Source organism: Cognatundibacterium squillarum (genome assembly GCF_014652435.1).
Taxonomy (GTDB): Bacteria; Pseudomonadota; Gammaproteobacteria; order Burkholderiales; family Burkholderiaceae_D; genus Undibacterium; species Undibacterium squillarum.
Genome location: NZ_BMYU01000007.1, coordinates 68,955 through 88,938, shown reverse-complemented (window position 1 = coordinate 88,938; position 19,984 = coordinate 68,955). Strand labels below are relative to the sequence as shown.

Below are 19,984 nucleotides of genomic sequence, written 5' to 3'. Positions count from 1 at the left end.
GACCTATGCGCAAGCCTATAACGGAAGCAGATCTGGTTTTACTGATTGAAGATCAGAGGATTTTTTCTCAGATGCTGGCCAGTTTGTTGCAGCAGCGGCTGGGCTGTAAAGTACTGAAAGCAGAAACGCTGGCTGCGGCCCGTGAATACCTGCAGCAGCACGGTGCAGCAATCCGGGTTGCAGTCTGCGATTTGCATTTGCCGGATGCCAGTGGTGTCGATATCGTGGATGCAGTACAGGCATGCGGCATCCCGGCGATCGCGATGACCGGTAAGTTCTCTGAGGAATTAAGGCAGGAATTACTGAGGCGCGGGGTGGTGGATTATGTGCTGAAAGACAGTATTTCCGCGTTTGACTACGTACTGGGGCTGATTCACCGGTTGCTCAAAAACCGGGCAGTGAAGGCGCTGATAGTTGATGATTCGGCGGCGTCGCGGCAGATCCTGAAGAGCTATCTGCAGCAACAGGGGATTACGGCTGTGCTGGCGGGTGATGGCGAGGAAGGATTATCTTTACTGCGTTCGCATCCGGAGATCAGTCTGGTAATGACTGATCATGAAATGCCGCGCATGAGCGGCATTACATTTACTGCCGAAGTGCGTAAATTCCGTAAAAAGGAACATCTGGCAGTGATCGGGCTTTCCGGTACCGGCAATGGCAAATTGTCGTCGCAGTTTCTGAAACACGGCGCGAATGATTTTATTACCAAGCCTTTTTCCTATGAAGAACTGTTGTGCCGGGTAAGTCAGAATCTGGACATGCTGGATCTGATACAAAGTAACCGTCAGGCAGCGATCTGTGATTATCTGACCGGCTTGTATAACCGGCGCTATTTTTTTGAACAGGGTAATCAATTGTTCCGTCAGACCATCAGTCAGATGCAGCATTTACACCTTGCCGTGATCGATATTGATCATTTTAAGCGTATCAATGACGTATGCGGTCATGAGTATGGCGACGAGGCTCTGCGTCAGACGGCGGCACATCTGCAGGAAACCTTTCACAAAGATCTGGTAGGCCGCTTCGGAGGGGAAGAGTTTGTTGTGTTGTTTGCAGCATCTGAAAACCGTGAAGTTGCCCGCAGGCTGGAAGAATTTCGTCAGTGGCAGCAGGATGTGCCGCTGAAGATGCCCGATGGCAGTGCGCACCCGGTGCAGGTAAGTATTGGCTGCGTGCGGCGTGAGCAGGAAACCGATTTACAGCAATTGATACATGCAGCTGATCAGTTGTTATATCAGGCCAAGCAGACGGGCCGTAACCGGATTATCAGCCGGTTCTGAGTCTGCAGAAATTGCCTGCGGTACATGGCAGACAACGCGGCGGCTCATGAGGCTGCAACGGATTTCTGTGAGTGGCCGCTACAGGCACGATTTTTAATTGACGTTAACGTTAACGTCAGCTAACTTAGCTGCACGTTATTCTGCAGGATGCTGTTTCCCAGAAGGTACAGCCGCCTGTCCATTTTGTTGAGGCATACATGACTAACCTGTCCGAAGTCCAGAAACTCACCGAATACAAACCTGCGAACAAAGTGCGCTTTGTGACCGCAGCTTCCCTGTTTGACGGCCACGACGCCTCGATCAACATCATGCGCCGTATCCTGATGTCGAACGGCGCGGAAGTGATCCACCTTGGCCATAACCGTTCCGTGGACGATATCGTGACTGCAGCACTGCAGGAAGATGCGCAGGGGATTGCGGTTTCCAGCTATCAGGGCGGCCATGTCGAATACTTTAAATACATGATCGACCTGCTGAAACAACGCGGCGGCGCACATATCAAAGTCTTCGGCGGTGGCGGCGGTGTGATCGTGCCGGAAGAAATCGCGGATCTGCATGCGTATGGCGTGACCCGTATTTTCAGTCCGGAAGATGGTCAGCGCATGGGGCTGGTCGGCATGATTCTGTCCATGATTCAGGCTTGCGACAGTGACTTGTCCGGCTATGCGCCGCAGCAACTGGATGTACTGCAGCAAGGTGAACTGGCGGCACGTCACCGTCCGCTGGCGCAACTGATTACCGCCCTTGAAAACGGTAAAGTCAGTGCTGAACTGCGTGAGCAATTACATGCTGCAGCAAAAACTTCTGCCGTACCGACACTGGGTATCACCGGTACTGGTGGTGCCGGTAAATCCTCGCTGACCGATGAACTGATCCGCCGTATCCGTCTGGATCAGGATGACAGCCTGAACATCGCACTGATTTCGATTGATCCTTCCCGTCGTAAATCCGGCGGTGCGCTGCTCGGTGACCGCATCCGTATGAATGCGATCAATCCGTGGGGCGGTCAGTCGCGCGTGTTTATGCGCTCGCTGGCAACCCGCGAAGCCGGTTCTGAAATTTCTCAGGCGCTGCCGGATGTGATTGCAGCCTGCAAAGTGGCTGGCTTTGATCTGGTGATCGTCGAAACTTCCGGTATCGGTCAGGGTGATGCCGCGATCGTGCCGCATGTGGATGTATCGATGTATGTGATGACACCGGAATTCGGTGCCGCATCCCAGCTGGAAAAAATCGATATGCTGGATTTTGCCGACTTCGTGGCAATCAATAAATTCGACCGCAAAGGCGCACAGGATGCACTGCGCGACGTCGCTAAACAATATCAGCGTAACCGCGAACTGTGGACTCAGCGTCCCGAAGATATGCCGGTGTTTGGTACACAGGCATCGCGCTTCAATGATGACGGCGTGACAGCGCTGTATCAGGGCTTGTTGCCTGCGCTGGTACAGCGTGGCCTGCAAACCCGCAGCAGCCGTCTGGCACCGGTGTCCGTGCGCTTCTCCAGCGGCAACAATGTGATCGTGCCACCGGCACGCAGCCGTTATCTGGCAGAAATCGCCGACACCGTGCGCGGCTATCACAAAACCGTACAGAAGCAATCGCGCATTGCGCGTGAGCGCCAGCAATTGCAGGAAAGCCGCCGTATGCTGACAGAAGCCGGTCACGCAGCCAGCGACAGCGCACTGGAAAACCTGATCGCAGAACGTGACAACCATCTGAGCGCAGAAGCCAAATCGCTGCTGATGAGCTGGCCTGAACTGCAGAAAACCTACGAAGGTGATGAACATGTGGTGCTGATCCGCGACAAGGAAATCCGCACCCGCCTGACTTCGCAAACCCTGTCCGGCACCCGCATTCGCAAAGTTGCGCTGCCGCGTTATCAGGACAGCGGTGAAATTCTGCGCTGGCTGATGCTGGAAAACCTGCCGGGTTCTTTCCCTTACACCGCCGGTGTGTTCCCGTTCAAACGCGAAGGTGAAGATCCTACCCGTATGTTTGCCGGTGAAGGCGATCCTTACCGCACCAACCGCCGCTTCAAGCTGGTATCGCAGGGCATGCCTGCCAAGCGTTTATCGACCGCGTTTGACTCGGTCACGCTGTACGGTGCAGATCCGGCGATTCGTCCGGATATCTACGGCAAAATCGGTAACTCCGGTGTGTCTGTGGCAACGCTGGACGATATGAAAGTGCTGTACGACGGTTTCGATCTGTGCGATCCGGCAACCTCGGTATCGATGACGATCAATGGCCCGGCGCCAACCATTCTGGCCTTCTTCATGAATACCGCGATTGATCAGCAAATGGATAAATTCCGTGCTGAAAAAGGCCGCGAACCGACCGCAGAAGAAGCCGCGCAAATCCGTGCATGGGTACTGAAAAACGTCCGTGGCACGGTGCAGGCCGATATTCTGAAAGAAGATCAGGGCCAGAACACCTGTATTTTCTCGACTGAATTCTCGCTGAAAGTGATGGGCGATATTCAGGCTTACTTCGTACAGAATCAGGTGCGGAATTTCTACTCGGTATCGATCTCCGGTTACCACATTGCTGAAGCCGGTGCGAATCCGATTTCCCAGCTGGCGTTCACACTGTCGAACGGTTTCACCTTTGTGGAAGCCTATCTGGCACGCGGCATGCACATTGATGATTTCGCGGCTAACCTGTCGTTCTTCTTCAGTAACGGCATGGACCCGGAATACACCGTACTGGGCCGCGTGGCCCGCCGTATCTGGGCGGTGGCAATGCGCGACAAATACGGTGCGAACGACCGCAGCCAGAAACTGAAATACCATATTCAGACCTCCGGCCGCAGTCTGCATGCACAGGAAATCGATTTCAACGATATCCGTACCACGCTGCAGGCACTGATCGCGATTTACGATAACTGCAACAGCCTGCACACCAATGCCTACGATGAAGCGATCACCACGCCAACCGATGAATCGGTACGACGTGCGCTGGCAATTCAGCTGATCATCAACCGCGAATGGGGTCTGGCGAAAAATGAAAACCCGAATCAGGGCAGCTTCATCATCGAAGAACTGACCGATCTGGTGGAAGAAGCCGTGCTGCAGGAATTCGAACGTATCGCAGAACGCGGCGGTGTGCTCGGTGCGATGGAAACCGGTTATCAGCGCAGCAAAATTCAGGAAGAATCGCTGCACTATGAACACCTGAAGCACGATGGCACGCTGCCTATCATCGGCGTCAACACCTTCCGCAATCCGAAAGCCGGTGATGCACCGCAGAAGATTGAACTGGCCCGTTCCACCGATGAAGAAAAACAATCGCAGCTGCAACGTCTGGCAGACTTCCAGCAACGCCACGCCGATGTCGCACCGCAGGCACTGGCAACACTGCAGCAAGCCGTGATCAACAATGACAACGTGTTCGCCGTTCTGATGGATGCCGCCCGCGTCTGCTCACTCGGTCAGATCACCACGGCACTGTTTGAAGTCGGCGGTCAGTATCGTCGTAATATGTAATTCAGACGATTCAGCCCCGAAAACCATGCCCCTGCAAAGCGGCATGGTTTTTTTATCACTTTTTCTGGCAAGATGCGATGCTGAAGCTGTGTGATCCGAATTTCTGATCACCGCTGCTAAATAAGGAGAATCTGATGTTGGTAACCTTACTCATGTATTTCATCCTCGGCATTCCGCTATGGCGCATTTGCCAGCGTACAGCAACCAGCCCTGCTGTCCTGCTGTTATTGCTGTTTCCCGTCGTAGGGTTCGGCCTGATACTGGCGATCATTGCATTCCGCCAGTGGCCTGCGAATCCGGAAAACGGAGGGTTGCGCTGATGGGAGCTCTGTTAGAACAGTTTCAGGTCACTGTGGGGTTGGTGGCCGGTATGCTGGCGATTATGGGAGTGCCGGTTTTCCTGATGGTTTTGTGCAGCATGTTGATCTTTCAGATCATTCCGGCCTTACTGTGCATTCCGACACTCAGAAAAGCCGGTTTCTCCGCATGGTGGGCGCTGCCCGCCCTGATCCCCGGCATGATCATTCCGATGCTGTGGACCTTCGCCTTTATCCGCTGGCCACGCTACCCGTCAGACCCGCGCTGAACCGGCGCCTGGCACAATTTTCACTTTGCCTTCCGCTCACCATGCATCCTGACAGATGCATGGTTTTTTATTTTTCACTGGCTACTTTGTGCAGAACTCCGCATCTGCTATTTCCGGACAGCCAGACTTTCTGCCGACGACCGCCGGGGTGCTGTGCTGAACACCGCATTTTGCACAATTTTGGTGCGATTTTAGCGTCTGAACGCTGGCAGCGCCGTGCGCAGGCTTGCAGGGGCTGGCGGGCTGCTGCATGATGGCGGCCTGTGAAATTTTCAGTGGTGAATCCGATGTCCTCCCCGAACAAGCCAGAACAATCCGGCGATACGCCAGCGCCTGCAATCAATCCGGAAACCGCCGGAAAAGTGGCGGATATCATGCTGGAACGCGAGCCGTCGTCCGCTGCGTTTCGTGAATTCCCTTACGCGGCGGCAGTACCGAAGCTGTATCAGTTGCACGCGCTGAAGAAACTGGATGAAGCCACCCAGGCGGATGTGTATCAGCAGGCAGAAAAAGCAATCCGTACGGACTGGCGCGTCAGACTGGCGATGCTGGGCTGGTTTGCGGTATTTCTGGCGTATGCGGTGGGGCTGGGTTTTGCCAAGTATGAGGGCGCAAAAATCCTGTTTCCGGCGCTGGCCTGGGTCTTGTGCTGGCGCTTTATCCGGCGTCAGATTGTGAAGCAGCGTATGCGTCAACTGGCGTTGAAAGCGCTGGAGCAAGACATGCTGCCGCCGCAGGCCGGTTAAGCTCTTCACCGGTATTTGCGCCAGCGCAAATCCGTATGGCGGCCTTGCAACAGCGCAGGCCGGTGTTTGCGGCGGCGCAAAGCAACGCACGCAGAGCAGCGTAATCTGATTACATTGCCGTGATACGGCTTTGCACGATTCAGGAGTTTTTCATGCGCGCTGTTCTTCATCAGATTCAATGGAAAATGCTGATCGCCGGTGCGGTTGGCGGTGCCGTAACCGGTGCGGCAATCGGTTACAGCAGCGGCCTGGCGCCACAGGCTGCGCTGATCGGTTTGCATCTGGGTTTGTTGTTTGGCCTGACGCAATCGCATGATGCAGGCATACGCGCCAGCCAGTCTCAGGGGCAATCTGCCAGACTGTCTTAAGCGCATCAGCAATTTTACCTACCGTACTCTCCTGGCAAACCGGCAACGGCAGTTCGCGTTGCCGGCTTTCCTTTTTTCCTTCTTTGCGCAGGATTCTCTGCTGCTATGATGTCATTCTTCCAGCTATGCAATGACATGCCATGTTTCCTGATTCTCTTCCTTTATTACAGTCTCCCGGGTTCAGCCTGCGGCGTATGCAGCTGACGGATGCGTCAGCTTGGTATGACTATCTGTGTTTACCGGCAGTCTGGCAGCACACCAGCTGGAATGTGCAACAACCTGACGATTTACTGCCATCGCTGCAGGCGTTCGCCAGCAATCTGCCGGATGCACCGCGCCGCTTTGCTGTCATCGACAACAGCAGCGGACGTCTCGCCGGAACTGTCGGTTTTCATACGGTATCTGCGCTGAACCGCACGGCAGAACTGGCGTATGACTTTCATCCGGATTACTGGGGGCGCGGCCTTGCCACGGCTGTCGCACAGGCGGCTTTACAGTGGGCGCTGCAGGAAGGACATTTACACCGTGTGCAGGCGACGGTGCTGCCATCGAATCTGCGATCTATTCGTGTGATCGAAAAAGCCGGCATGCAGTTCGAAGGCGTGCTCAGAAATTTCCGCATGGTACGCGGCGTTTCTCAAGATTTTCGTTTATATGCCAGCGTGCACAACGCTGATGCAAAGCAATCATGATCAGTTCGAAAAAACAAATGGCAGCCATGATGCTGGCGCTGCTTATGACGGGTCCTGCAATCGCACAGAACACACCGCAAACCTCGGCAAAAACCACCACCGGTATTCAGGAATTTACGACGGACGGCTGCAGCCTGTTCCCGGACCGTGCACCCGGCGGCACACCGGACTGGTGCGATTGCTGTGTGCAGCACGATGTGGCTTACTGGCGCGGCGGTACTGAGGAGGAACGCTTGCAAGCCGATATCGCGCTGCGGGAAGGTGTGCAAAACAAATCCGGTAGCCCGCAACTGGCACAGATGATGTACAACGGTGTGCGCGTTGGTGGCGATGCGGCGTTAAACACGAGCTTCCGCTGGGGCTATGGCTGGCCTTACGGCCGTGGTTACCGTGCACTGAATGCCGACGAGCAGCAACAGGCAGCACAGGCCATGGCGCGTTACCGTCAGCAAGCAGGAGCGATGCAGTGCCCGTCCAAACCGGTGACGCTGTCGGTCCTTTTTTCTGCAGGTGAGAAAAATGAATATGGAAAACGATGAGCGCAGATTAAGACCCTGCCTGTGTTTTGATCTGGGCGGTGTACTGATACGCAATGCGGTATTCACCGGCTTACCTGCACTGCTGCCAGCGGGACAGGACCTGAGCGTACTGCGTCAGCGCTGGCTGCATTCCAGTGTGATACGGCGCTTTGAGTCGGGCTTATGCAGCGCAGACGAATTTGCGCAGGCATTTGTACAGGAATGGAGTTTGTCCATCAGCGCCAGTGAGTTCTTACAGGAATTTTATCGCTGGCCGGAAGGTTTCTATGCAGGCGTGGCAGAAACCCTGCACGCGCTGCGCCCGCATTATCAGCTGGCTTGCCTGAGTAACTCGAATGCGCTGCACTGGTCAAAATTCGCAGACAGCTTATCGGTATTTGATACAGCCCTGTCTTCGCATCAGTTAGGCATCATGAAACCGGACAGAGGCATCTTTGATGCAGCGGCCGCGCAGTTGCAGCGCGCACCGCAGCAGATCTGGTTTTTTGATGATATGGCAGAAAATGTACATGCTGCACAGGCTGCTGGCTGGTGCGCATGGCAAGTGCAGGGCTGGGATGGCACGCGAACGCAGCTGGCAGCACTGGGTGTGCCAGTCTGAAGCAGAGGAGAGCAACATGTCAGAATCGTTTCAGTTAATTGCCGCAGCAGCTGAGCATCAGTCTGTGATACTGCAATTGCAGCGTGAATACTTTGCCTGGATCATGCAGCATATAGAACAAGATCTCGGGATACATCCGCAGGAATTACTCGGCATGACTGTGGATGCATATATTCAGCAAATGCAGGCAGAATTGTGTGTGCACACACCACCGGAACACTGGTTTTATCTGATCCGGCATGAGGATCAGTTTGCCGGTACAGCCGGTATGCGACGCTTGGCAAATGGTGACTTTGAAATTAAACGTGTGTATTTACAAACGGCGGTGCGTGGCAAAAGCATTGCAGCCACCGTATTACGTGAGCTGATACAACAAGCCCGCGCACAGGGTGCGCAGCGCATTTGTCTGGATACCGGTCCGTTTATGCAGGCAGCACAGCAGCTTTACCGGCATCTTGGCTTTACGCCCTGCGCGGCTTATCCGGGTTCCGAAGTGCCGCCCGTATTAGCGCCGCACTGGATGTTTATGGCGCTGGATTGCCGCGCAGTATGACACTGCGATCCGGCGGCTTATTTTTCTTTTTGCTGCAACGGCAGTTTTTTCTTTTCTAAATATTTTTCAATACTCTTATCGCTGTCTTTGTCGCTTGCATCGGCAGAACGGCTGCAGGCATCAAGACACTGACCTTGCTGCACATCGCATTGCCTGACATTTTCCGCAAGACTTTTGCGATAAATATCGTCACGCTGCTGACGCGCTTCCAGCACCGGTGTTTGCTGCAACTGATTCGGATTTTTCGCAGGATAACTGCCAGTTGTTTTCGGAATCAGCGGATCAACCACGGCTTTGGCATCCTGATCTGCTTCACGCATGCATGCTTTTTTCTCCGAAGTACACAAAGACTGGCACACACTGCCTGCATAGCTGGCAGCAGGCAGCAGCAGGCTCAGGCTGGTGAACAGAAGAGATGCCCATGATTTCATCTTCTTTCCTTCGCAGGTAATGGTGGCTTAGCGAGTGATTGTGCTGGTTTGCAAGCTTTTTATGGAAATGAAAGCAGTAAGGTGCAGATTTGTCAGACAGCACGGGGTAATTTTCACGACTTTCATCTAAGCAACTTCCACAATACGGCAGGCGGAACAGGGCTGATAAGCTGATTGTTTTGCTTCGGGCGGCAATCAAGGCCGCAAACATGATGTTTTCCCTGTTCCTGAAATCGCTGCTGGGTGCGGCCGCTGTGCTGCTGATCAGTCTGGTCTCCCGCACGCGCTATGTGTATCTGGCCGGACTGGTTCCCTTATTTCCGACCTTCGCACTGATCGCGCATGTGCTGGTGGCCAGCGAACGCGGCGCTGTGGCGTTGCGCGAAACAGCGCTGTTCGGACTGGCTTCCCTGCTGCCTTACGGCTTGTATTTGCTGACGGTATTTCTGCTGGCAGACAAACTACGTTTGCCCTGGGTGCTGGCATGCGCCACCCTGATCTGGGCACTGGCGGCCGCTATATTATTGTGGATATGGAGCTTCCTGCGCGGCATCGCATAATTTTTTATATGCAGTAAATCAATTTTTTTATTCATATTATTGCTTTTGTGAAATGATGCTTATTTCATATTGTTAACTCTTGTTCCGTGCATGGCTGGTCAGAAAGATTCGCTATACGATGTTTCTTACCGGGCGTGTTGATGCATGCCTTGCAAAGAATCGGTGAAGTTATTCACCGGTATCCGGTCAACGATACTGCAATCAGGGTGCGTTTTCCGGCGGAGGTGGCTGCATGCGCAGCTCTTATTTAACGATAAAGTGAGACACAACATGACCAAGCAAACTTTTGAAGTGCAGGAACTGGAATCCCGTTTTGAAATGGAAATGGTAGCAATGCCGGACGGTTCGATGATCGATACATCCGGTGCTGAAATGGAAGCGGCTAAAGGTTCTTCCTCCTGCACTTCTACCTGCTCTCCTGCCTGATTTTCAGTCGGCGGAAAGCAGGCGTTTCGGGCTGACCTGAGCACCGGTTAACACCGTTTCAGAAAGCATGAATACGCAGCGAAAAAAATCTGACCCGGCTTTTTTGCCGGGTCAGTTTTATCCGGAAGTTGTTCAGGATCAGACAGCATGCATGCACACGCAGCATGTCGCAGTTTGTACAGCAGATGCAGCAGGACATTCTGTTGCAGTGCCTCCGGAATGTCGTGAATAAGGGCGAATCGGTATGTCGACCTACACAGAGCAGTTACCAGGCAATCTTCCGGTACTCAGACCGGACCTTGAATTTCAGAGTGCGGCTGAGCTTGGTTATCCCGACAAAATGATGATTATTGCCGGGCAGCGTTATTTTCTCGCCGATCAGATCACCGTCAGTCTGCTGCGTTTGCTGCAGCAGCCGCAATCCAGTTACGAAGCACTGGCACTGGCGATGCAACAGCAGCATGCGGTCGATTGCGACGCAATATCGCTGCAACAACAAATTCTGGCTTTGCCCGGTGGTTTATGGGCAGACAGTCCGGTGCGACACCCTTTCTGGCTGCGCTGGCATTTTTTACCGTCGGCATGGGTCAGCCTGATTGTGCGGCCTTTGCAATTCTTATTTCAGATACCGGTGGCAGTTGTGTTGCTGGGCTGTTTTCTGATCAGCAGCATGTGGCTGATCTTCACTCACTGGCACGGCCATGGTACCGACTGGCATCAGACGCAATGGGGTCTGGCACTCGCACTGGGGCTGAGCGGCACACTGCTGCATGAACTCGGACATTGCGCGGCGGCGCAGCGCTTTGGCGGCAGGCAACAAGGTATCGGCATCGGTGTGTACTGGTTCTGGCCTGTGTTTTATGCGGAAGTGCATGATGCGTGGCGGCTGACCCGCTGGCAGCGCGTGACAGTCGATGCCGGGGGCTTATATTTTCAGGCAGTGTATGTGCTCGGACTCAGTCTCTGGTATCGCAACAGCGCAGATGCGACGGTGCTTGCTGCTATCTGGATTTCCACAACCATGATGCTGAATACATTAAATCCGGTAATGAAATTCGATGGCTACTGGATGCTGTCGGATGCACTGAAATTACCTAATCTGCATCAGCAACTGTTAACGGAAAGCCGGTGCTGGGTGCAGAGTCTGCAACCTCGCTCCGGTGTTGCCGCGCCTTCAAGAAAAATGCGCCTGAGCCTGCTTGCCTTTGTCGCTCTTGCCGGTTTGTTTTTCGGAAATCTGATTCTGTTTTACGGCAACATGACCGGCATACAAATGGCAGCGCTGACGCACGGGTTTGCTCTGCCGGAAACCGACTGGCTCGCCATCAGCGGACACGCGCTGTTGCTGATCTTGCTGAGTGTGATTGCTATGATGACTGCGTTGCGACTGGCACGCAGCATGGTTTCTGTTGTGAAGGAGTCATAATGCGTCAGCCTCCCTGGATGCAGGCGTTGCATCAGCAGATTGCGGATGCCGGCCCTGCACTGATTATCGCCAGCTCCACTACACGCTTGTGGCAGTGGTTGCGTGCAGTCAAACCACCCGTCATCGTGATCGGCAGTCAGTTGTGGGAACAGAAAGAACAAGGCGTGCTGGCACCGCTGATACTACGGCCTGCCAGTTTTATCCGCAGTCTGCGCGAAAAAGACAGCCTGCCGGGGCCGGTCATTGTGCTGCAGGATCAGTTAAACGGCAGCGGTCCGTCGTTTATTCCGTGGCAGGATGGCTCGCGCGAACTGATGTTGTCAGCGATTGATTTTTTACTGTTTCAGCGTTTCCGGCCACCGGTTTTCCGCATCTGTGCGGCACACCCCGGACGCCTGACACTGCAGGCAATCGACATGACCTTACCGGCCTTTCAGCCTGACCGTTTTCCGGTGTATGCCGATACTGTGTATCCGGCCTTCATGGATGAAATCAGTATCCCGCTGCCGGACTGGGAAGCGGAACACACCTTCGCCTGCAAAAATCCGGAACAGTTACAAATCTTGCTGGCAGATGAAATGCGCTTGCTGGAATGCGTATTGCGTGAATCGCTGTTGCGACAGGATGACCCGTCACATCGCAGCTTACTGCAGGCTTTGCAACTCAGGCAGACAGGAAGTGTGCAGCGCGCATCCGCGGCAAACGGAACATAACTGGCAGGCAGAGTGAACAGGATAGACAGAAGATGCAAATGAAGAATATCCGTATGCTGGTTCCGTTACAGGCAGCCACACTGCGCATGGCTTACCGCGCGGCGAATGTATTGCCTTATGTGGAACCACTGTTTCCAGAAAAATGGCAGCTCGGGAGATTTTTGCAAAACAATATTCCTGCACCGGTGCAGGATTTACTGCCCGGACAATCCTGGTTACGGCAGGTACAGCGTGCGCGTTTGCAAAGCGATTTATTAAGGCGTTATGCCGGCTTGTTTCCGCAGCGTGACTGGCGGCCGCTGATTCAGACCAGTGGTGCAGTCAGCTGGGACTGGATCCGCGAACAGCAGCGACCCATCATCATCGTGACACCGCATTTCGGCAGTTTTGCGTTCGGCAGCCTCGCGCTGGCACAAAGCCTGCCGGATAAAATCATCAATGTGTTCTATGACGATCCGGCAAATAACGCCGCCAATGCCATTTTTTTCGATTTACTGAACTCACAGCCGAATATCGAAGTGCTGTACAACAATCCGCGCGGACTGGCGAAAGCGGTACGTGCGCTGAAACAGGGCCAGATTCTGACCATGTTCCCGGATGTCTATCAGGATATCCGGCAGACCGGTTTCGTGCCGTTTCTCGACCGTTATCTGCGGGTGATGCCGGGGACGGCGTATCTGGCACGTAAAAATCAGGCCATGATTATTCCTGCCTACAGCTGGCCTTCGGACAAGTTTGGCGCACATATCTGGCTGGATGCGCCCCTGTTACCGGAAGATTTCAGCGGCAGTGATGAACGCCAGCATGAATTTGCCATTATGTGTGCCTTGTTCCGTTCGGTGTCTGCGCGGGTGCAGGCACAGCCGGAATACTGGCATTACTGGGAAAGACTGGCGCAGATTACGCAGGATATCCCTGGTCAGGGCCTCACGGAAAAAATGCGCGATCGCGTCCGGCGTGTTCCGGGATTGCTGCAGCAGTTTCCTGAATTGCAGCAAATTCTCTGATCTGTTGCATGCGGGGAACATTGCTTTTCATCCTGATCAACACAGGTCTCACCGCTGTTCTCTGACGGGGTTATACTGAGCAGATTACTGCATCCTGACCACCGCGCGAGCGGATGGCTGGCAGCCGACTGAGCAAACTCTGTGGGGACCCTGCATGACAACCGTATTTCTGAGTTCTACCCCGTTTGATCTGGCCGCACACCGGAAAGAAATCGGTGACACCCTGACCGGCGCCGGTCTGCAACTGGCGCTGACATTTCCTGACACTCCGGTCGCAGAACGTTTGCGTCTGGTGCGGACTTCCAAAGTCTGTATTGTGGTGTTCGGCATGACGCTGGGCAATGTTGATCCGGATTCCGGAAAATCGCTGGTGCAGCTGGAATACGAAGAGGCGCAACTGTATTCAGTACCGACGCTGGTATTTCTGATGGATGAAGATGAGCACTGGATACTGCCGAAACACGCGGACACCGGCCCTGCCGGTTTGCGTCTGGCGGATCTGAAAGCGCAGATCAGTCTGCAGCACGAAATCCGCTTTTTTGAATCCCGCGCTGATCTGACTGGCAAAATTGCCAATGAACTGAGCCGCCTGCTGGGTGTGAATATTCCGCTGCCGGACAGCGTGCTGAATGCGCCGTCCGCGTATGCCGGTATGCAGCAAAGCCTGCCGTCTGCTGCCCCTGCTCCTGTACCGGTCGCTGCTGCTTCGGCACCAGCGCCTGCCCCTGCGCCGGTTTCAGTCGCACCGGTTGCCGCCGCGCCAGTAGTGATGCCGGCACCTGAGCCGGTTGTGTCGCCAGCGCCCGCTGCAGAGAGTAAGCCGGCGGCCGCTCAGGAAAAAGCGCCGAAGCCGGCAGTCAAAGTGTCTCGCTATGATCTGACCGAACCGCGCTTTATCTTCTTCCGTGACAAAGTTCAGCCTGCGCTGACGACCCGGGTGACAGACAAGGTGTTGAAAGAAGTGCTGGAGTATCTTCTGGTCAGCAATACCATGCCTGCTGCATCGGCTTTGTCCAAAGGTGCGAAACTGGAGCTGGAAGAGGCGATTGAGCAGGTGCGTCGTATTGAGCTGATTCTGATGGAAACCATACGCAGCCAGAAACAGGCGGCGAAAAAATCCTGACACGGATAGTGTGTACACATTAAAAAAAGCAGGCCGCGGCCTGCTTTTTTGTTTCTGGATCAGGCAGCCGCCAGCGTTTGCAGCCAGTCTGCTGCCTGTGTCAGTGCACTGTCCCAGTCACCTGCAGTCTGCTGGCGGCATAAACGGGTTGCCGGATACCAGCCGGTTGTGCTGCTGTGCTGCAGCCAGCGCCAGTCCGGCATTCGTTCCGGCAACAGCAGCGCACACAGAATTCCCATCGCACCGGCCAGATGCGCAATCGCCGTATCTACCGTGACCAGCGCATCCAGCTGACGCAACACCGCCGCAGTGGCCGCAAAGTCATGCAGTAAATGATCGGCGCGGATCAGAGCGGGCAGACTGTCGGCCTGCGCTGCGGCAGCGCCGGTCTGCAGGCTGAACCACTGTGCGCGGGTGCTGTTCATCAGGGATGCCAATGTCTGCACCGACGGTAAAGAGCGTTCCGCATCATTATGAAACGCGGTATTGCCCTGCCAGACCAGAGCGATGCGGGGTTGACCGGCTGCACGCGGCGGCAATTGTGCTGCCATGTAAGCAGTCTCTTGTGCATCCGCAAACAGATACGGCACCGGTGCCGGTATCGCATTGCTGCGGGTATCAAACACCACCGGCAGACTGAGTACCGGCAGCCAGACGTCATAGGCTTGCGGATCAGGTTCGCTGTGGCTGATATACACCGCATCCAGTTCCGGCAAAGCGGTCAGTAAGCGTTGCAAAGCCGGTTCACACAGCAGGCTGATCCCGCAGCCACTCAGGATGCGCAGGGCTTTCACATAGCGCAGCATATGCATCACATCACCATAGCCGCCTTCCTGCACCAGCAGTATGCGTTTGCCGTGCAGCGCATCGCCGCGCTGCCAGCGCGGTAAATCAGACGGCAAATCCGGCAGCCACGGACGCTGCTCATACAAGGGCCATGCGCTTTGCCAGCGTCCCTGACGCAGCCAGAGATAACTCAGATTAAAGCTTGCCAGCCGGTGCTGCGGATCGAGTAACAGCGCCGTTTCCAGACAGGATTCCGCCTCCACTTCGCGCCGCAGACAAGCCAGCACCATGCCAAGATTGCTCCATGCGCTGACGCAACCCGCATCGTTTTCCAGTGCGTGGCGGCAGGCGTTTTCTGCTTCCTGCCACTGTCCCAGCCGTATCAGCACCGCAGCCAGATTGCTGGCGATCCGCGCTTCGTCCGGCATCAGCTGCAATGCATGCCGGTAATGTTCAACAGCGGCAGGCAATTGCTGCAAGTGTTCCAGGCAATAAGCGCGGTTGCACAACGCCACTGCATCCAGCGGACTGCAAGACAGAATCTGCTGATATACAGTATCGGCAGCCTGCCATTGCTGGCGGGACAGCAAGGCTTCAGCTTCGGCATGCAGCGCTGTCAGCGCGGCTGCATTGTTCGGTGTAGAGAGATCAGTTTGCATGCCCCATTGTAGGAGCGGGTTTTGCGGCTTGTCCAGCAGACGGAATGAGTAGCGCAGTGTGCGGTGTACACGTCGCTGCCGGACGCAGATTCGGCGTATTTATCTGAAGCGCTGTTTCCAGAAGGCGATTGCTGTTGCATACAGAAAGCAGGCAAGCAGGGTCAGTATGCCTAAGCCCAGCGCCAGTAACAGAATGAACCACGGTGCCATACTGTCACGCGGCATGTGCATGCCGTATTGCCAGACATTCCAGCTGGCAGCCAGTCCGCCGGCCAGCACCACCAGCGTACCGGGCACGGCAGTGCGGGCGTACCAGGTCACGATCAGCAGGCAGAACAGCCATACATTCAACCAGCCTTGCAAAGACAAAACCGGTTGCGTCTGGTTAGCAGCCTGCATTTCACGCAACGGTACCGGACGTTCCGGCGCTGTGTTATCGACCGCCAGCGGATGGGGTTCGGCCGTTGCCGGTTTAGCCGTTGCAGTATTTTCCGCTGCCGGTAATGACTGGCAATTACCCAGATCACCGCAACGGAAAAACCGGTCGTTCAGCGTGGGGCGCGGCGGGTTTGCGCTCAGCTGATCTGCTGCCGTGCGCAGCGCCAGATCATCACGCCAGACGGGTGCCTGCCATTGCAGACGCGGTGTTCCTGCCGGTACCGGCCCGCTGGCCTGCAACAGTTCGCAATCCACCATGCCGTTTCCGTTTGCTGCAATCGCGACGCTTGTCTCCGGAGCACTGTGTTTTGGTGGTGACGCACACTGTGCCAGCCATTCCGTCGCAGTCCATTGCAGCCGTAATTGCGTACCGGTGTGGATTGCCAGCGTTAATGGTGATTTGCTGGCAATGCGCATACGCCAGCGCATGCCGCGCGTTACCGCTGCCGCAGATGGCAGCGATGCAAGATCAGGTGTCAGCGCTTGTTCCAGTGCCTGCCGGTAAGCGCTGCCCAGTTCGGCCAGCGCCGGTTGCGGCAGTGACTGTGTTTGGATTGCAGCGATGCTGGCGGGTAATGACGCGCGCGATGCTGTCTGCGCCGCTTGCCAGTGCATCAGCAGCATGGTGCGGCGCAGCTTGCCAGCTTGCTCAGGATAACCCCAGAAGCTGAGCATCGTCGCCGGTTCATCATTGATCATGCCATCAATCCAGCCGGGTGCGGCGTTCAGTGCCTGCATCGCAGGGCTGTCGGGGGCGGCGGGCTGAGCGGCAGCCTGTGCAGGCAGTGCGGCGCACCACATCAGTATGAAAAATACGCCGCAGAGCAAATGCCGGTAGCGCAGCCACACCGGTGTGATGCACTGCACGGAAGATGATTCAGAACGCGGATTCGGATGCATATTGGCTGAGCAGGTACAGGCGGAATCCCTGATGGTAATCGATGGCGGGACGGGCGTAAAAGCCCCGCTGTACGTTGCCGGCAACGTTGCGGACCGGTCAGCCGCGTTCAGCAACGCAGACCGAGGTGCTGGGTAATGTTTGAAAACGTCCAAAAACGTCCGAAATCAGCCTGAATGCGGTGTTCAGCACAGCGATCCGGCGGTCGTCGGCAGAAAGTCCGGGCCTCAGGAAAATGGAAATGACGATATTTGCACAACGGAGGCGGTTTCAGTGTGCGCCGTTGCCGTGCTCAGTACACGTCGCGCCGGTAGCGGCCGCTGTCGCTGAGTGCATCCAGCAGGGGTTCGCCGAGGATGCTGAGCAGGGTCTGATGTACATCTTCGCCCATACCCTGTAGGCTGCCGCAGACCAGAATCGCCGCGCCGTCGTCTATCCACTGTCGCAGCATGTCTGCCTGTTCCGCCAGCGCATGCTGGACGTAGCGGCGGCTTGCCTGATCGCGTGAAAAGCACAGGTCGAGGCGGCTCAGATGGCCGTGATCATGCCAGTGCAGAATCTCTTCCTGATGGAAAAAGTCGGTGGCGCGCTGGCGCTCGCCGAAAATCAGCCAGTTCTGATGGCGGCCGTCGCGTTCACGCTGTTTCAGATGTGAACGCAGTCCGGCTAAACCGCTGCCGTTGCCGATCAGAATCAGGCCCTTACAGTCCGGCGTATGGAATTGCGGATTACGGCGTATGCGCAAACCGATGGTTTGCCCGATCGCCGCATATTCGGTCAGCCAGCCGGAACCGAGGCCGAGGCTGCCATCGTCTTTACGTAACTGACGCACCAGTAATTCCAGCTGACCATCTGCTGCGACGGATGACACCGAATATTCGCGGTGTGGCAGCGTCTGATCGTCCGGCTGGCCGGGGCGTTGCGGGCGGATTTCGGCGATATCACCGGCTTGCCAGTCACCGTTGCCTTGTGCGGGGCGCAGAATCAGGTGATAGGCCGGTGCGCCGACGCTGCCCGGGTTCAGCAGGCGGCGTTCTGTCAGTATCCAGTCGGCGTAATTCGGCGCGCTCCAGTCGGCGCTCAGGGTGTAGCCGCTGATGCGGCCGAGTTCCTGCTGCCAGTGGCGCAGCGCGGCGTCGTCGCCGTTATCGACTTCAATCAGATCGCTGAGCCGGTGCGCGCCGCAGTGATCCAGCCAGTGCGCTAACTGATGACCAAACGCACAGAATTGCTGGTAGTGCCTGTCGCCCAGTGCCAGCACCGCAAACGATAAATCCGGCAATGCAAGGCGCTGCGGCAGCAGATCGCGGCAAAAGCGGCTGGCGTTATCCGGCGCATCGCCTTCGCCGGTGGTGCTGACGATGCAAAACAGGCGGCGCACACCGGCCAGCCGTTCTGCACTCAGCTGATTCAGTGTGACACACTGATGCGCGATACCGGCTTCGTGCAGCAGCGCCGAGGTTTTTTCCGCCAGCGTGGCGGCATAGCCGGTCTGGCTGGCAACCGCGATCAGCGTGTCCGCATTGCCGCTGGCAGCGGCGTCGGCCTGTTGCTGTGCCTGACGGTGCGCACGCCAGACTGCGCCGCAATAACTGAGATAACTGCCACCCACCAGCGAGGCGCTGGCCCAGCCCGGTAAGTGATACGCCATCGCGGCAACGGAAGACAGTGCCAGCGAAGCACTCAGATGATGTAAGCGTGTAGCAGTCATGGCAATTCCGCCATCGCGCGCAAAGTCGTGCTGGCGCTGGCAGTCAGGGGAGCGTGTTCTGAAGGGCGGTGCACGATCATTGCCGCCAGTTGATGTTGTTCTGCCCATTGCAGGGCTTGTTCCGGTGGCAGCACCAGCAGGATGGTCGCCATCGCATCAGCCACCATGCATTGCGGATGGCAGACGGTGACGGCCAGCGTACCGTGGCTGACCGGCCAGCCGGTACGCGGATCAATCGTGTGGCCGTAAGTCTGACCATCAGCGCGGAATTGCTGGCGGTACTGTCCGGAAGTCGCCAGCGCCAGACCATGCAGCGCAAAGCGGTGCAGCGGCCAGTCTGCCTGTTCAGCCGGTTGTTCCAGATCCACCCACCACGGCTGGAAATCCGGTTTGATGCCCAGCCCGCGTAATTCGCCGCCGACTTCCACCAGATAACTGTGTACGCCGTGCTGTTCCAACATTTCCGCCAGTAAATCAACAGCGTAACCTTTGGCCAGCGCCGATAAATCGAGCGAAACGCCACCCGGTTGAGTGATGGATTTCGTCATGCGGTCTGGCTGAAGTCCGCGAAAATCCTGGGCGTCCAGACAGGCCTGTACCGATTTCTGCACCGGCGCCTCTGTACGGCGGCCTTCCGGCCCGAAACCCCACAGATTAATCAGCTTGCCAGCCGCCGGATTCAGCGCGCCTTCACTCTGCTGCGCCAGATACAGTGCGTAGTCGAGCACTTTGTAAAACGCATCAGGAATCGTTACTCGAGTACCGGCAGCGGCGCGGTTGAATTGCGACAGTACCGAATCCGGGTCCCAGTGCGACATTTGCGCATTCACGTCGCGCAGAATATCCAGCGCAGTTTGTTCCAGCACATCGCTGTCCAAAGCTGGCGGGATCAGCGCATCGACCTGCCAGTGCGTGCCCATCGTACTGCCGCGCAAACGCACAGACTGCGCTCCGTC

21 protein-coding genes are annotated in these 19,984 nt (G+C 56.0%); 16 read left to right on the top strand and 5 right to left on the bottom strand.

All coding sequences use genetic code 11. From position 1 onward, the window contains the following. Window positions 1–5: 5 nt before the first annotated feature. The 10 genes from IE092_RS13850 to IE092_RS13805 all read left to right on the top strand — a co-directional run bounded on the left by IE092_RS13850 (window position 6) and on the right by IE092_RS13805 (window position 8,850). Entirely contained in the window at window positions 6–1,280 is a 1,275-nt protein-coding gene (locus tag IE092_RS13850) for a diguanylate cyclase (RefSeq protein ID WP_189357792.1), read from the top strand. A 197-nt stretch (window positions 1,281–1,477) separates the two neighbouring features. Further along, window positions 1,478–4,765 (top strand): fused isobutyryl-CoA mutase/GTPase IcmF, encoded by a 3,288-nt coding sequence (gene icmF, locus IE092_RS13845; RefSeq protein ID WP_189357791.1) that lies wholly within the window; start codon window positions 1,478–1,480, stop codon window positions 4,763–4,765. A gap of 134 nt (window positions 4,766–4,899) precedes the next feature. After that, a complete protein-coding gene (locus IE092_RS13840; protein ID WP_189357790.1) occupies window positions 4,900–5,085 on the top strand; it encodes a hypothetical protein in 186 nt (61 codons plus the stop codon). Next, entirely contained in the window at window positions 5,085–5,351 is a 267-nt protein-coding gene (locus IE092_RS13835; protein WP_189357789.1) for a hypothetical protein, read from the top strand. Before IE092_RS13840 ends, IE092_RS13835 begins: the two co-directional genes overlap by 1 nt. Window positions 5,352–5,638: 287 nt before the next feature. Further along, window positions 5,639–6,097 carry a hypothetical protein gene (locus IE092_RS13830; RefSeq protein ID WP_229793181.1) on the top strand — a complete coding sequence of 153 codons (459 nt, stop codon included), beginning with the start codon at window positions 5,639–5,641 and terminating at the stop codon, window positions 6,095–6,097. Window positions 6,098–6,249: 152 nt separating this feature from the next. Continuing rightward, window positions 6,250–6,465, top strand: a complete 216-nt coding sequence (locus tag IE092_RS13825) for a hypothetical protein (protein WP_189357787.1) — start codon at window positions 6,250–6,252, stop codon at window positions 6,463–6,465. Between the two features lie 140 nt (window positions 6,466–6,605). Then, window positions 6,606–7,157: a GNAT family N-acetyltransferase gene (locus IE092_RS13820; protein ID WP_189357786.1), complete on the top strand. Its 552-nt coding sequence runs from the start codon at window positions 6,606–6,608 to the stop codon at window positions 7,155–7,157. After that, window positions 7,154–7,696 carry a hypothetical protein gene (locus IE092_RS13815; RefSeq protein ID WP_189357785.1) on the top strand — a complete coding sequence of 181 codons (543 nt, stop codon included), beginning with the start codon at window positions 7,154–7,156 and terminating at the stop codon, window positions 7,694–7,696. The genes IE092_RS13820 and IE092_RS13815 overlap by 4 nt, the downstream gene beginning before the upstream one ends. After that, the gene (locus IE092_RS13810) at window positions 7,677–8,297 is read left to right on the top strand and encodes an HAD family hydrolase (protein ID WP_189357784.1); all 621 of its coding nucleotides are present in this window, start codon (window positions 7,677–7,679) and stop codon (window positions 8,295–8,297) included. The genes IE092_RS13815 and IE092_RS13810 overlap by 20 nt, the downstream gene beginning before the upstream one ends. 16 nt (window positions 8,298–8,313) lie before the next feature. Continuing rightward, a complete protein-coding gene (locus IE092_RS13805; RefSeq protein WP_189357783.1) occupies window positions 8,314–8,850 on the top strand; it encodes a GNAT family N-acetyltransferase in 537 nt (178 codons plus the stop codon). A 17-nt stretch (window positions 8,851–8,867) separates the two neighbouring features. On the opposite strand, the gene IE092_RS13800 is transcribed toward IE092_RS13805, so the two are convergent. After that, window positions 8,868–9,281 carry a hypothetical protein gene (locus IE092_RS13800; RefSeq protein WP_189357782.1) on the bottom strand — a complete coding sequence of 138 codons (414 nt, stop codon included), beginning with the start codon at window positions 9,279–9,281 and terminating at the stop codon, window positions 8,868–8,870. A gap of 209 nt (window positions 9,282–9,490) precedes the next feature. Between IE092_RS13800 and IE092_RS13795 the strand changes: the two genes are divergently transcribed. The 6 genes from IE092_RS13795 (at window position 9,491) to IE092_RS13770 (ending at window position 14,536) form a co-directional block, all read left to right on the top strand. After that, window positions 9,491–9,841, top strand: coding sequence for a GlpM family protein (locus IE092_RS13795; protein WP_229793180.1), 351 nt, complete (start codon window positions 9,491–9,493; stop codon window positions 9,839–9,841). Between the two features lie 270 nt (window positions 9,842–10,111). Then, the gene (locus tag IE092_RS13790) at window positions 10,112–10,267 is read left to right on the top strand and encodes a hypothetical protein (RefSeq protein ID WP_189357781.1); all 156 of its coding nucleotides are present in this window, start codon (window positions 10,112–10,114) and stop codon (window positions 10,265–10,267) included. 244 nt (window positions 10,268–10,511) lie between these two features. Beyond that, complete coding sequence (locus tag IE092_RS13785; RefSeq protein ID WP_189357780.1) at window positions 10,512–11,693, top strand: hypothetical protein; 1,182 nt, start codon at window positions 10,512–10,514, stop codon at window positions 11,691–11,693. Then, window positions 11,693–12,406 (top strand): hypothetical protein, encoded by a 714-nt coding sequence (locus tag IE092_RS13780; RefSeq protein WP_189357779.1) that lies wholly within the window; start codon window positions 11,693–11,695, stop codon window positions 12,404–12,406. The genes IE092_RS13785 and IE092_RS13780 overlap by 1 nt, the downstream gene beginning before the upstream one ends. Before the next feature lie 38 nt (window positions 12,407–12,444). Further along, the gene (locus tag IE092_RS13775; RefSeq protein WP_189357778.1) at window positions 12,445–13,413 is read left to right on the top strand and encodes a lysophospholipid acyltransferase family protein; all 969 of its coding nucleotides are present in this window, start codon (window positions 12,445–12,447) and stop codon (window positions 13,411–13,413) included. Between the two features lie 154 nt (window positions 13,414–13,567). Then, entirely contained in the window at window positions 13,568–14,536 is a 969-nt protein-coding gene (locus IE092_RS13770) for a DUF4062 domain-containing protein (RefSeq protein WP_189357777.1), read from the top strand. A 59-nt stretch (window positions 14,537–14,595) separates the two neighbouring features. On the opposite strand, the gene IE092_RS13765 is transcribed toward IE092_RS13770, so the two are convergent. The 4 genes from IE092_RS13765 to IE092_RS13750 all read right to left on the bottom strand — a co-directional run bounded on the left by IE092_RS13765 (window position 14,596) and on the right by IE092_RS13750 (window position 19,948). Further along, window positions 14,596–15,981, bottom strand: coding sequence for a tetratricopeptide repeat protein (locus IE092_RS13765; RefSeq protein ID WP_189357776.1), 1,386 nt, complete (start codon window positions 15,979–15,981; stop codon window positions 14,596–14,598). A 99-nt stretch (window positions 15,982–16,080) separates the two neighbouring features. Beyond that, window positions 16,081–17,319 carry a hypothetical protein gene (locus tag IE092_RS13760; protein ID WP_189357775.1) on the bottom strand — a complete coding sequence of 413 codons (1,239 nt, stop codon included), beginning with the start codon at window positions 17,317–17,319 and terminating at the stop codon, window positions 16,081–16,083. A gap of 290 nt (window positions 17,320–17,609) precedes the next feature. Beyond that, a complete protein-coding gene (locus IE092_RS13755) occupies window positions 17,610–19,028 on the bottom strand; it encodes a sulfite reductase subunit alpha (protein ID WP_229793179.1) in 1,419 nt (472 codons plus the stop codon). Continuing rightward, window positions 19,025–19,948, bottom strand: coding sequence for an FAD:protein FMN transferase (locus IE092_RS13750; protein ID WP_229793178.1), 924 nt, complete (start codon window positions 19,946–19,948; stop codon window positions 19,025–19,027). The genes IE092_RS13755 and IE092_RS13750 overlap by 4 nt, the downstream gene beginning before the upstream one ends. Window positions 19,949–19,984: the final 36 nt, after the last annotated feature.